At 72.1% G+C, this 12,792-nt stretch carries 10 protein-coding genes; 6 read left to right on the top strand and 4 right to left on the bottom strand.

The features are described 5' to 3' along the window. Positions 1–211 precede the first annotated feature (211 nt). Together ABD211_RS17670 and ABD211_RS17665 are read right to left on the bottom strand one after the other, a co-directional pair. The gene (locus ABD211_RS17670) at positions 212–586 is read right to left on the bottom strand and encodes a type II toxin-antitoxin system VapC family toxin (RefSeq protein WP_344132646.1); all 375 of its coding nucleotides are present in this window, start codon (positions 584–586) and stop codon (positions 212–214) included. Positions 587–638: 52 nt separating this feature from the next. Next, positions 639–875, bottom strand: coding sequence for a type II toxin-antitoxin system Phd/YefM family antitoxin (locus ABD211_RS17665; protein ID WP_344132643.1), 237 nt, complete (start codon positions 873–875; stop codon positions 639–641). Positions 876–1,171: 296 nt separating this feature from the next. Here ABD211_RS17665 and dusB point away from each other — a divergent pair, with 296 nt between their 5' ends. Then, the gene (gene dusB / locus ABD211_RS17660; RefSeq protein ID WP_344132640.1) at positions 1,172–2,293 is read left to right on the top strand and encodes a tRNA dihydrouridine synthase DusB; all 1,122 of its coding nucleotides are present in this window, start codon (positions 1,172–1,174) and stop codon (positions 2,291–2,293) included. 111 nt (positions 2,294–2,404) lie between these two features. On the opposite strand, the gene ABD211_RS17655 is transcribed toward dusB, so the two are convergent. Continuing rightward, positions 2,405–4,051 (bottom strand): glycosyltransferase family 2 protein, encoded by a 1,647-nt coding sequence (locus ABD211_RS17655; RefSeq protein ID WP_344132637.1) that lies wholly within the window; start codon positions 4,049–4,051, stop codon positions 2,405–2,407. A 71-nt stretch (positions 4,052–4,122) separates the two neighbouring features. After that, the gene (locus ABD211_RS17650) at positions 4,123–5,823 is read right to left on the bottom strand and encodes a CDP-glycerol glycerophosphotransferase family protein (protein WP_344132634.1); all 1,701 of its coding nucleotides are present in this window, start codon (positions 5,821–5,823) and stop codon (positions 4,123–4,125) included. Positions 5,824–6,072: 249 nt separating this feature from the next. On the opposite strand from ABD211_RS17650, the gene ppdK reads away from it, so the two are divergent. From ppdK to ABD211_RS17625, 5 genes are all read left to right on the top strand, one after another. After that, positions 6,073–8,730 (top strand): pyruvate, phosphate dikinase, encoded by a 2,658-nt coding sequence (ppdK, locus tag ABD211_RS17645; RefSeq protein ID WP_344132632.1) that lies wholly within the window; start codon positions 6,073–6,075, stop codon positions 8,728–8,730. A gap of 94 nt (positions 8,731–8,824) precedes the next feature. Then, positions 8,825–9,175 (top strand): VOC family protein, encoded by a 351-nt coding sequence (locus ABD211_RS17640; protein ID WP_344132629.1) that lies wholly within the window; start codon positions 8,825–8,827, stop codon positions 9,173–9,175. A gap of 3 nt (positions 9,176–9,178) precedes the next feature. Next, positions 9,179–10,297, top strand: a complete 1,119-nt coding sequence (locus ABD211_RS17635) for an AI-2E family transporter (RefSeq protein WP_344132625.1) — start codon at positions 9,179–9,181, stop codon at positions 10,295–10,297. Continuing rightward, a complete protein-coding gene (locus ABD211_RS17630; protein ID WP_344132622.1) occupies positions 10,294–11,550 on the top strand; it encodes a deoxyguanosinetriphosphate triphosphohydrolase in 1,257 nt (418 codons plus the stop codon). Before ABD211_RS17635 ends, ABD211_RS17630 begins: the two co-directional genes overlap by 4 nt. A 5-nt stretch (positions 11,551–11,555) precedes the next feature. Further along, the gene (locus tag ABD211_RS17625; RefSeq protein WP_344132619.1) at positions 11,556–12,791 is read left to right on the top strand and encodes an NAD(P)/FAD-dependent oxidoreductase; all 1,236 of its coding nucleotides are present in this window, start codon (positions 11,556–11,558) and stop codon (positions 12,789–12,791) included. Position 12,792 lies beyond the last annotated feature (1 nt).

Here is a 12,792-nt window from a genome sequence, read left to right as displayed (position 1 = left end):
CGCGGTTCGCCGCGGAGTTCGCGGCCGGCCGGCGTCTGGACCGGCGGGGCGCGGTGCGGCTCGCGCCCCGGGAGGCCCCTCCGCGGAGCGCCCCGCCGACGGGCCAGGGCCACGGCGGCACGATCCTGGCAGGCGCGAAACCGACTTCGCGCGGCTGGTGGCCGACGGCCTGGGCAACAAGGAGATCGGCGCGCGAGCGTTAATCTCCGAGCTAGCGCGGCTGCGGGACCGGGACAGCGCACACGGTGAGGTTGTCGATGCCGGCGAAGTCGGCTGGGTTGCACGTGTAAACGGGCAGGCCGTTGGCGAGAGCGGTCGCGGCGATCATCGCGTCGTAGGCGCGGGCTGCGGGCTTGCGGCCCGCCTTGCGCATCGCGGCAGCGACCTGACCGAATGCCCGGGCGGCCGCAGCGTCGAAGGGCAGGGGGTCGAAGTCGGCTTCGGCCTGTTGCACATGCGCCTGACGGGCGGCACGTTCGGCATCGTTGCTGGCCACGAGCGGCCCGACGGTCAACTCTGCGAGTGTGACCGCGGTGATGAGTGGTTCAGCGGGAAGGCTTGCCGGGTCCGTGATGCGCGACAGCATGATCACGTGCTGGTGTCGAGAATTCCGCGTGGGTGGGTGACGGTTGCGTCGCTCACAGCGTTGCGTCCAGGACGTTGTCGATGTCGGCGCGCAGCTGAGTTGGGTCGACGACCGGCAAGCGGCGCCACCGTTGCAGCAACAGGGGTGCCGGCACCGGTTGGCGCGGCAACGGTCGAAGCTCGGCGATGGGCTCGCCGTCACGGGTGACGGTCATCGCCTCGCCGGCCGCGACGCGGTTGAGGATCTCGCCCCCATGGTTACGGAGGTCGCGAATTGTCACTTCGCTCACGTGGCGACTGTATCGCGGGTGAGACACCGTGGGCGGTGCGAGCCGTGCCCGACGGATAGTCCGCCGAGGACGGGAACGCCGAGCCACGAGAGCCGGTCATGTATGACGTCGGCGATGCCCCACCCGCCGAGCGACGGGTCAGGGGTGGTGCCGGTGCCGTCAACGGTAACCGCCGCGGTCCCTTCGCCAGGGCCTCGGTGCAGGACGATCGGGTCGGTGGTCATCAGCGCGCGGCGTCGTGCCTCGGCCCCAGCGGGCGGCGCGGGTCATCGGCTGGATGTGTCATCCTCGGAGGCGTGACTTTGCAGCTGGGAACGTACGTCGTGGATCCGCCGGTGGTGCTCGCGCCCATGGCGGGGATCACGAATGTCGCGTTTCGCCAGCTGTGTCGGGAGCAGGGCGCCGGGATCTACGTCTGCGAGATGATCACCACGGTGGCGCTCGCGCACCGCAACCCGAAGACCGAGCGCATGATCGAGTTCGGGGTGGACGAGACGCCCCGCAGCATGCAGATCTACGGGGTCGACCCCGAGATGACCGCGAAGGCCGTGCGGCGGATCGTCGACGAGAACCTCGCCGACCACATCGACATGAACTTCGGGTGCAGCGTCCGCAAGATCACCAGCAAGGGCGGCGGCTCCGCCATCCCGTACAAGCGGAAGCTCTTCGGCAGCATCGTGCGGGCCGCGGTCGACGCGGCGGCGCCCGCCGGGATTCCCGTCACCGTGAAGATGCGCAAGGGCATCGACGACAACCACCTCACCTACGTCGAGGCGGGGCTCATCGCGCAGGACGCGGGCGTGAAGTGGGTCGCCCTGCACGCGCGCACCGCCGCGCAGCGCTACTCCGGCGAGGCCGACTGGGAGTCGATCGCGACCCTGGCCGACGCGCTGGACGTGCCGGTGCTCGGCAACGGCGACATCTGGGAGGCCTCCGACGCCCTGCGGATGGTCGCCGGGACCGGCTGCGCGGGCGTGGTCGTGGGTCGGGGCTGTCTGGGCCGGCCATGGCTGTTCGCGGACCTGCAGGCCGCTTTCGCCGGGCGGCCGGAGCGGGTCCTGCCGAGCCTCGGCGAGGTCGCGACCGTGATGCGCCGGCACGCCGAGCTGCTCGTGCGGTGGTGGGACGCCGAGCGCGAGGGCGTGACCGACTTCCGCAAGCACGTGGCGTGGTACCTGAAGGGCTTCCCGGTGGGCTCCGAGCTGCGCCGGGACATGGCGATGGCGTCGTCGCTCATGGAGCTCGACGACCTGCTCGGCAAGCTCGACACCGACGCCCCGTTCCCGACGGCCGTGCTGGGTCAGCCGCGCGGGCGCACCAACGCCCCCGCCAAGGTCGTTCTGCCCTACGGCTGGCTCGACGACCGGGATGACCTGACGGTCCCTGAGGACGCCGAGCACGACGACTCCGGCGGCTGAGACCGGAGCCGTCTTGTGGCGATGATCGAAGCCGCCCAATCGGTTCTGCGGCTGAGACCGGAGCCGTCTTGTGGCGAGGATCGAAGCCGCCCGATCGGTTCTGCGGATGATCTAGCGGCGGGCTACCTTCTTTGCCAGGGTCCGGATGCGGGTGCGGGTGTCCGGTGGGACGTGGCGGAGCGCGCGGACTGCGTGGGTCTTCAGCGACCCGTGCGGCTTCTCGGCCGCGATGGCGAGGCTCCCGCCGCCCTCGGTGAGGTACGGCTGCAGGCGCAGCCCGCCCACCTGCGCGACGCCGCGCGGCGTGGGGGCCTTCGGGCCGCGGTCGCCGCCGAGTCGTTGCTGCAGCGTCCAGCCGAGCACCTGCAGCCGGCCGAGGATGTCCCACACGCCCTCGGTGAGCGGCCTGCCGGCCAGCGCCGTGGCCGCGTCGAACACGCCCGCCACGACGTAGGTCGCCAGGACCCGTTCGCCCTCCGGGTCGTCGCCGGCGGGGGTCAGCTCGACCGCGGCGGTCGTCGGGACATAGAACAGCTCGCCGGTGCGGCGGCGCTTGATGACGATGTCGGCCAGCTCGTCGGGCGCGTCGAAGTTCACCAGGCGGGCGGGCAGCGGCACGTCCGTGCCGGTCAGCCCGGTGGCCAGGTAGACGGCGCCGTCGCGGCGTACCAGGGGAAGGGGTTGACCGTGGGCGTCGATCAGGCTCAGCCGGGCGCACACCCGCAGCCTGCCGTCGGCCCACGCCCAGTGGTCGACGTGGGCGTCGACCCGGTACTCCCGGGTGCGCCTGGCGTACGCGATGAGGTCGTCCAGGCGGCCCTCGCGGCCCAGGAACGCGCGGACCCGGATCATCGACGGCAGCAGCGCGTCCATCGACGGGTCGAACCGGTCCGCCATGATCGACCGGATCTCGCTGAACAGCCGGTCGCGGTAGTCGGGCTTGCGGTCCGGCAGGCGCTCGCCGAGCCGGGCGCACACGTCGGCGCGCAGGAAGCGCACCGCGATGCGGTCGCGGACCTGTGGCGACGGGGACTTCGCGTCGACGACGTCGAGGACCTCGCGCAGGTTGCCGTAGAAGCCCTCCGGCTGGATCAGGTTGGAGCCCGCGTTCTTCCCCGTGGTGCGCCGGTTGTAGTAGTAGCAGGGGTAGTCGGCGAGCACCGCGATGTTTCCCGCCGCGAAGTACGCCTTCATGACGAAGAGCTGGTCCTCCAGGCGCCGTCTGCCCTCGGGGTAGCGCAGCTCGGGGTGCCGTTCCAGCAGCTCGCGGCGGAACATCTTGTGCGGCGTGAGGATGTTGACCAGTGGTGCGTCCAGCATGGTGCAGCGGGGCCGGTTCATCCGGAACACGGGGTGGTGGGTGGGGCGGAAGTCGCTGGTCACCTTGCCGATGACGATGTCGGCGTCGTTGGCCCGGCCGTAGGCGACGAGCCGTTCGAGCGCCCGCGGGCTGAGGCTGTCGTCGTTGTCGACGAACTGGATGTACTCGCCGCGGGCGTGGGCGATGCCGATGTTGCGGGGCAGCCCGGGCCAGCCCGAGTTGGGGATGTGGATGACCCGGATCTGGGGGTGCTCGGCGGCCAGGTGGTCGAGCCGTTCGCCCGTGCCGTCGGTGGATCCGTCATCCACGAAGATGATCTCGTACCGGTCGGCGGGCAGGCTCTGCGCGAGCAACGAGGTGACGCACCGATCGAAATCGGGGCCGGGATTCCACACGGGAACGACGACGGTCGCGTCAATGCGGTCAGTGTTCTCCATTGCGACCAGATTACCGACGCCATCGTGTGCGCCACGGGCGTTATTCGCATATCGAAGAGCGGCGCTGCAGGTCACACCATGTGGGTATCACCCGGAGTGGTGAGTCTTGCCATTGCCGGAATCCTTTTTCCGGTGGCCACATCGGCGCGCACCGTATCGGTGAATGCGCGTTCGTACATGGCGGGCGGAAAGTCGCCGAGATAGTACGCCCGGGCCTGCAGTCGCTGGTCGGCGAGCGGGTCCGGGCCGAGCATCAGATCGAGCACGTGCTCGAGCGAGGTCAGCTGTGGGTCGATGACGTAGCCGATCCGCGAGAGCGGGAAGGTCGCCGCGAACGCCGCGCCCGCGCCGGCCATGTCGGTGACGGCGAACGGCCGTCCGGAGTAGAGGAAGTCGGTCACCACGCTCGACACGTCCGCGACCAGGGCGTCCGCCTCGTTGATGCAGTCGACCAGCGACATCTCACGCGAACTGGCCTCGCCCCATACGTGCGCGCGACCGGACGACGCCCGGTCGCGGGCCAGCAGTCGCTCGGCGGCGGCGAGTTGACCGGCCGCCCGGTGGTTGCGCCTGGTGGACGGGTGCGCGCGCAGGATCACCGTGGCGCCGCGCGCGAGCAGGCTGACCAGGATGCGGTCGGCCACCCGCAGCGAGCAGTGGTTGGTGTCCTCGTAGAAGCCCGTCCAGGTGGGCGCGTACAGCACCGTGGGTGGGTGTGCCCGCCGGGGGCCGACGGTGATGTCGGCGAGCTGCGGCCGGCCGACCACCCGGAACCGGTCGGCGGGGATCTCGACGCCGTGCGCGCGGTAGCGGTCGATGCCGGCCTGCCCGGCGACGTAGACGCGGTCGTACAGCGCGGTCACCGGGTTGTGGCTCGCGGCCTTGTCGCTGTCGCCGTGCATCAGCTGGATGTGCAGCGCGCCGGTGAAGCGCAGCATGTGCAGGTTCTTCATGCTGTTGTTGACGTAGAACACGGCGCGCAGGCTCGGCGTGATGATCTGGTCCAGCGCCCGGATGGTCGGGCAGTGCAGCACCGGCACCCGGGTCACGGCCGCCACCTCGGCGACGTGCCACGGTTCGCGTACGACGACGGCGAACGGCCGGCCGACCCGTTCCAGGGCGGGCAGCCACATCGTGAGCTGGTAGCTCATCGACTCCGGGGCGCTGAAGTGGACCAGGAACTCGGGCGCGAAGCGGGCCAGCTCGTGGCTCAGCTCGACGGGGCCGGACGGGCTGGTGGTCGACCGCAACGCCGCGAGCAGCAGCGCGGCCTGGATGAGCGCGCCGCCGGAGACCGCGACCAGCGCGACGGCGGGTGGCGCGCCGGCCGCCGCGCAGACGCCGAAGACCCCGAGCACTGTCACGTTGACGGTGAGGATGGCGGTGGGGTGCACGCCCCGGGTGGCCAGACGCCGCCAGCCCGCCGCGTTGGTCACGGTGAGCAGCGGGGTGGCCAGCTTGGCGAAGACGCCCTCGCCCATCTGGAGGAGCAGCAGGATCGCGCCGGCCGCGAGGAGCGCGGGCGCGCCGTCGGGCTGGCGGATGAGATAGGCGGCGAGAAGTCCGGCCGCGAGCGCGGGGTGGGTCGTCACGCACCGGCCGAGACCGTCGCCGCGGTGCCGGCGCAGGTTGACCAGGACGGTCGCGGCGGCCAGGGCGTACCCGGTGGCGGTTCGTGGGCTCGCGACGAGCGTGGCTGCTGCAAGCGCTGCCAGGGCGTTGGTCGCCACGGCCCACACGTCCGCGCGGGGAAATGACTGCAGCTTGATCACGAGTCCACCGGCCGCCCGTCGATTATCCTTGAACTGGATATTTCGCGCCGACCCGCCTAACGATCCAACTGGCGGGTAGCAACGGCCGCCGGTGCGTGTTCGTGCGCGTGGTCGCGCTCCCACGAAAGCGGCGGATCGAATTCGGACGTAACTCGTGTAACGGTCGTCACGAGTCGTTCGCCCGCCCGTGGTGGGCCCTTAACCTGTGCCAATCCCAGCGGGGTTAACGGTTGTTCAGGGAGGAGCGCCGTGGGCGCCACGTTCGTGTACGACTTCGCACAGGGCAACAAGGATCTCTCCCACCTGCTCGGCGGCAAGGGGGCCAATCTCGCCGAGATGACCAATCTCGGCCTCCCCGTGCCGCCCGGCTTCACGATCACGACCGAGGCGTGCCGGGCGTACCTCGCCGACGGCGACCTGCCGCCCGGCCTGCCCGGGGAGATCGACGCGCATCTCGCGGCGCTGGAGTCCACGATGGAGCGCCGCCTCGGCGACCCGGCCGACCCGCTGCTCGTGTCGGTGCGCTCGGGCGCGCCGTTCAGCATGCCGGGCATGATGGAGACGGTCCTCAACGTCGGCCTGACCGACGCCAGCGTGGCCGGCCTGGCCGCCCAGGCGGGCGGTGACGCGGACGCCCACCGGTTCGCCTGGGACTCCTACCGGCGGCTGATCCAGATGTTCGGCCGCACCGTCTGCGACGTGCCCGCCGACGCCTTCGACGAACCCGCCCACGATCTCGACGCCGACGGGTTGCGCGCGCTCGTCGCGGCGTACCAACGGATTTTTGAAGAACACACGGGGCGCGGCTTCCCGCAGGATCCGCGCGAACAGCTCGACCTGGCGGTCCGCGCGGTGTTCCGCTCGTGGAACGCCGAGCGCGCCGTCCTCTACCGCAGGCAGGAGCGCATCGCCGACGACCTCGGCACGGCCGTGAACATCGTCGCGATGGTGTTCGGCAACCTGGGCGAGGACTCGGGCACCGGTGTGGCGTTCACCCGCGACCCGGCGACGGGCCGGGCCGGCGCCTACGGCGACTACCTGCCCGACGCGCAGGGCGAGGACGTCGTCGCCGGCATCCGCAACACCCTGACGCTGGACGACCTGCGCGAGCGCGACCCGGACAGCTACGCGCGGCTCACCGGGATCATGTCGATCCTGGAGGGGCACTACCGGGACCTGTGCGACATCGAGTTCACCATCGAGCGCGGCCGGCTGTGGATGCTGCAGACCCGCGTGGGCAAGCGCACCGCCGCGGCCGCCTTCGTCATCGCCGCCCAGCTCGTCGACGAGGGCGTCATCGACCTCGACGAGGCGCTCGCGCGGGTCAGCGGCGCGCAGCTCGGCCGGCTGATGTTCCCCACCTTCGACCTCGCGGGGGCGCCGCCGCCGATGGCGACCGGCACCGCCGCGGCGCCCGGCGCGGCCGTGGGGGAGGCCGTGTTCGACCCGCACCGGGCCGCGGCGGCCGCGGCGCGGGCGCGCGACGTCATCCTCGTGCGCCGCGAGACGACCCCCGACGACCTGCCGGGCATGATCGCCGCGCGGGGCATCCTCACCTCCCGGGGCGGCAAGACGTCGCACGCGGCGGTCGTCGCGCGCGGCATGGGCCGCACCTGCGTCTGCGGCGCCGAGGCGCTGCGCGTCGCCGCCGACCACCTCACCGTCGGCGACCAGGTGATCAACGAGGGCGACGTCATCGCGATCGACGGGTCCACCGGCGCGGTCTACGCCGGCGCCGTGCCTGTCCGGGAGTCCGACGTGGCCCGGGCCCTCGTTGACGGCGGGGAGAGCGCCGACCCCGTCGTGGTCGCCGTCCGTCGGCTGCTCGCCCACGCCGACGCGCGCCGTCGCCTGGGGGTACGGGCCAACGCGGACACCGGGCCGGACGCCGACCGGGCCCGGCAGCTCGGCGCCGAGGGCATCGGCCTGTGCCGCACCGAGCACATGTTCCTGGGCGAGCGGCGGACGCTCGTCGAGCGGCTGGTCCTCGCTGTGGATGATGACGTCCGCGCGTCGGTTCTGGCCGAGCTGCTGCCCCTGCAGCGCGACGACTTCGCCGGCATCCTGCGCGCCATGGACGGCCTGCCGGTCACGATCCGGCTGCTCGACCCGCCGCTGCACGAGTTCCTGCCGTCGCTGGAGGACCTCGCGGTGCGGGTGGCGGTCGCGGCCGAGCGCGGCGGGCGTGACGGCCACGACGCCGAGCTGCTCGCCGCCGTGCGCCGGATGCACGAGCAGAACCCGATGCTCGGCCTGCGCGGCGTCCGGCTCGGCCTGGTCGTGCCGGGGCTGTTCGCCATGCAGGTCCGCGCCGTCGCCGAGGCGGCCGCGTCGCTCGCGGCGGCCGGCGGGCACCCCCGGCCGGAGATCATGGTGCCGCTCGTGGGGGCGGTGCAGGAGCTGGAGGCGGTGCGCGCCGAGGTGACCGACGTGCTGCGGCTGGTGGCGAAGGAGACCGGGGTCGAGGTGGACGCCGCGATCGGCACGATGATCGAGGTGCCCCGGGCCGCCCTCACGGCCGGCGACATCGCGGGCGCCGCCGAGTTCTTCTCCTTCGGCACCAACGACCTCACCCAGATGGGCTGGGGGTTCTCCCGCGACGACGTGGAGGCGTCGTTCTTCACGAAGTACCTGGACCTGGGGATCTTCGGTGTGTCCCCGTTCGAGTCCATCGACCGGGACGGCGTGGGGCGGCTCATCCGCATCGCCGTCGACGAGGGACGCGCGGCGCGGCCGGACCTCCACATCGGAGTGTGCGGCGAGCACGGTGGCGACCCGGACTCGATCCACTTCTTCCACGAGGTCGGCGTGGACTATGTGTCCTGTTCGCCGTTCCGGGTGCCGGTGGCGCGGCTGGAGGCCGGGCGGGCGGCGGTGGCGGGGGTGGGCACGTCGGACACCCGTTGATTACCGCTGGGCGCTCGATGCCCGACGATCTCGTCACACGGGCGTAACCTGTCGGGAAGGTCGACGACGGGTATTCGTCGAGGGGAGAGATGCCGTGGGTAGTCGGTGGCGTGCGGTGGTGGTGGACGCGGCCGACCCGGCGCGGCTCGCCCGGTGGTGGGCCGAGGTGCTGGACTACCGGGTCATCGCCGAGGAGAACGGCGAGGTCCGCATCGGCAGCGACCCCGACAGTTGGCCGATGCTCACGTTCTGCCCCGTCGCCGGGGAACGCGCCGGAAAGAACCGGCTACATCTCGACCTGCTTCCCGGCGACCAGGCCGCCGAGGTGGAACGATTGGTCGATATGGGAGCCCGCCACGTCGACGTCGGTCAGCGCAATGTGAGCTGGACGGTGCTGGCCGACCCCGAGGGCAACGTGTTCTGCGTGCTGCGGCCGGCGGGCTAGGCGATGACCGAACCCGCCGAACCCGCGCCGCCGGCCCGCCCGGTCCGGCCGCCGGACCCCGTCAGTCTGCGCACGGTGTACCGGTGGGCCGTCGCGGCCGGGCTCGGCCTGCTGACCGTCGCGGTGGCGGCGATGGCGGTCTACACGGTGCGGTCGGTGCTGATCCTCGTGCTCATCGCGCTGTTCGTGGCGGTCAGCCTGGACCCGCCCGTGCGCTGGCTGGTCCACCACCGGGTGCGCCGGGGCCTGGCCGTGGCGTTGATCTTCACGATCGCGTTGGCGGTGGTGATCGGCCTTGTCGCGGCCATCTGGCCGCCGCTGATCCGGCAGGGCAACAACCTGATCCACGACTTCCCGCAGTACATCAGCGAGCTGTCGGCCCGGTCGAAGGCGTACCGGGAGCTTTCCGACCGGTACGGGCTCACCGAGCGGCTGACGGACTTCGCGGCCACGGTGCCCGGCAAGATCGGCGGCGGGGTGGTCGGGTTCATCCGGGGCTTCTTCGGCGCGGTCTTCACGAGCCTGCTCGTGATCGTGCTGTCCATCTACTTCCTCGCCGACCTGCCCCGACTGCGGCGCGGGGTGGCCCGGCTGTTCCCCGCCGGGCAGCGGCCCCTCGTGCGCCGCGCCACGGACGTGGTGGTCGACAAGGTCGGCGCGTACATGATCGGCAATCTGCTGATCTCGCTGGTCGCGGGCATCGCCACGTTCGCCATGCTGTCCATCGCCAGGGTGCCGTTCGCGCTGCCGCTGGCGGTCGTCGTCGCCATCGCGGACCTCATCCCCATGATCGGGGCGACGCTCGGCGCCGTGATCACCGTCGGGTTCACCGTCATCCTCACCGACTTCTGGCCGCACGGCGTCGCGGTGGCGATCTTCTTCGTGATCTACCAGCAGGTGGAGAACTACCTGATCGCCCCGCGCGTGATGCGCAACGCGGTCGACCTGCCGGCGGTCGCGGTGATCCTGGCCGGGCTCACCGGCGCGGCCGTCCTCGGTCTCCTGGGCGCGCTCATGGCCATTCCCGTCGCCGCCGTCATCAAGGTGCTGCTCTCGCCCGTCATCCGGGAGATGGACGTGGCCGACCCGGAGATCACCGACGAGGAGGCAGCGCCGTCGTGACCGTCGACCCGGACGCCGAGCGGTATGTCGCCGAGCCACCCAAGGACCCGACGACGGTCGCCGCCGACACGGTCCGGGGCGCGTACAACCGGGACCGGGCCCGGGTGCTGCACTCGGCCGCGTTCCGCCGGCTCGCCACCAAGACCCAGGTGCACGGCAGCCGGGTCGGGGGCGGCGACGGGTTCCTGCGCACCCGGCTCACCCACTCCCTGGAGGTCGCGCAGATCGCCCGCGAGATGGGCGAGCGGCTCGGCTGCGACCCCGACGTGGTCGACGTCGCCGGCCTCGCCCACGACCTCGGCCACCCGCCGTTCGGGCACAACGGCGAGGACGCGCTCAACGCCGCCGCCGAGCGGTGCGGCGGGTTCGAGGGCAACGCGCAGACGCTGCGCGTCCTGTCCCGGCTGGAGGCCAAGGTGGTCGGGCCCGACGGCGCCTCCGCGGGGCTCAACCTCACCCGGGCCAGCCTCGACGCGTCCTGCAAGTACCCCTGGCCCCGGCGCGACGACACCCGCAAGTTCGGCTACTACGCCGACGACGCGCCCGTCTTCGCGTTCCTGCGCGCGGGCACGCCCGCCGACACGCCCACCCGGCGGTGCCTGGAGGCGCAGGTCATGGACTGGGCCGACGACGTGGCGTACTCGGTGCACGACGTCGAGGACGGGTTCCACCTCGGGTTCGTGCGGCTGGAGACGCTGCTGCGCGACGCCGACGAGCGGGCCGCGCTGTGCAAGGACGTCGCCGAGGCGTACTCGGACGAGACGCCCGACGAGCTGTCGGGCGTACTCGATGATCTTCTCGCGGACCCGGCGGTGGCCGCGGTGGCCGACTTCGACGGCGGCCACGCCAGCCAGATCGCGCTCAAGCGGGCGGCGAGCCTCCTCATCGGACGGTTCGTGGCCGAGGCCATCGCCGCCACCCGGGAGCGGTCCGGGGACGGGCCGCTGCGCCGCTACGCGGCCGATCTCGTGGTGCCCCGCGCCGCGAGGGCCCGGTGCGCGCTGCTCAAGGGCATCGCCCTGCGGTACGTGATGCGCCGGCCCGGCGCGGGCGCGCGGTATGCCCGCGAGCAGGAGATCCTGCGCACCCTCGTGGCCGCGCTCGTGCAGCGGGGTCCCGCCGAGCTCGACCCCGTGTTCGCGCCCCTGTGGCGCGCCGCCCCCGACGACGCCGCCCGGCTGCGGGTCGTCATCGACCAGGTCGCGTCGCTGACCGATCCTGCGGCGATTGTCTGGTTTGAGCGGTTACGGTGACGGGCATGGCGGAGTTCGTTGTAGTCGGGGCGTCGCTGGCCGGCGCCAAGGCCGTCGAGACCCTGCGCGCCGAGGGATTCGCCGGCAGGATCACTCTGATCGGGGCGGAGACCGAGCGGCCGTACGAGCGCCCACCCCTGTCCAAGGGCTACCTGCAGGGGTCGCAGGAGCGCGACAAGGCCTTCGTCCACGAGCCGGGGTGGTACCGCGAGCACGACGTCGACCTCATCCTCGGCCTGCCCGTCACGGCGCTCGACCCGCATGCGCACACCGTCACCGTCGACCGCGTCGACCGGATCGGCTACGACAAGCTGCTGCTCGCCACCGGCTCGCGGCCCCGCGTGCTCGACCTGCCCGGCTCCGACAACCTCGGCCTGCGCTACCTGCGGACCCTCGCCGATGCCGACGCGCTGCGCGCCGCCTTCCGACCCGGGGCCAACGTGGTCGTCGTCGGCGGCGGCTGGATCGGCCTGGAGACCGCCGCGGCGGCCATCGGTCACGGCTGCACCGTGACCCTCATCGAGCGGGAGGCGGCGCCGCCGCTGGCCCGGGTGCTCGGCGCCGAGGTCGGCGAGATCTTCCAGGCGCTGCACGAGTCGCACGGCGTGCGCGTGCTGCGCGACTCCACCGTGCGCGAGTTCGGTGGGCTCAGCGGCCGGCTCACCCACCTCGTGCTCGACGACAACCTCGAGATCCCCGCCGACGTGGCGGTCATCGGCGTCGGCATCGCGCCCAACGTGGAACTCGCCTCGGCCGCCGGCCTGCTCGTCGACGACGGCATCGTCACCGACGCGTCCATGCGCACCTCCGACCCCGACATCTACGCCGCCGGCGACGTCGCCTCGTCACTGAACCCGTTGCTGGGCAAGCGGATCCGCGTCGAACACTGGGCGAACGCCCGCAACGGCGGGCCGGCCGCCGCCCGCGCCATGCTCGGCCGCGACGTCGTCTACGACCGCCTGCCGTACTTCTTCTCCGACCAGTACGACCTCGGCATGGAGTACGCGGGGTACGTGGAGCCGGACGGCTACGACCGGGTGGTGTTCCGTGGCGACGTGGCGGGGCGGGAGTTCCTGGCGTTCTGGACGCGGGAGCGCCGGGTGCTCGCCGGCATGAACGTCAACGTCTGGGACGTCCAGGACGACATCCAGAGACTCGTCCGCGCCGGCTACGCGGGCCGGAGCGTCGATCTCGACAGGCTCGCGGACCCGGCCGTCGCGCTGGCGGACCTGACCGGCTGAC

The sequence above is a fragment of the Luedemannella flava genome (assembly GCF_039528515.1).
Classification (GTDB): Bacteria; Actinomycetota; Actinomycetes; order Mycobacteriales; family Micromonosporaceae; genus Luedemannella; species Luedemannella flava.
Note: the sequence above shows the minus strand (reverse complement) of the source record. Positions and strands in the feature narration are given on the sequence as shown.

Coding starts and splice junctions, on each gene's coding strand:
- ABD211_RS17670 (WP_344132646.1), bottom strand. CDS start 586: ATGCTGTCGCGCATCACGGACCCGGCAAGCCTTCCCGCTGAACCACTC.
- ABD211_RS17655 (WP_344132637.1), bottom strand. CDS start 4,051: ATGGAGAACACTGACCGCATTGACGCGACCGTCGTCGTTCCCGTGTGG.
- ABD211_RS17635 (WP_344132625.1), top strand. CDS start 9,179: ATGACCGAACCCGCCGAACCCGCGCCGCCGGCCCGCCCGGTCCGGCCG.
- ABD211_RS17625 (WP_344132619.1), top strand. CDS start 11,556: ATGGCGGAGTTCGTTGTAGTCGGGGCGTCGCTGGCCGGCGCCAAGGCC.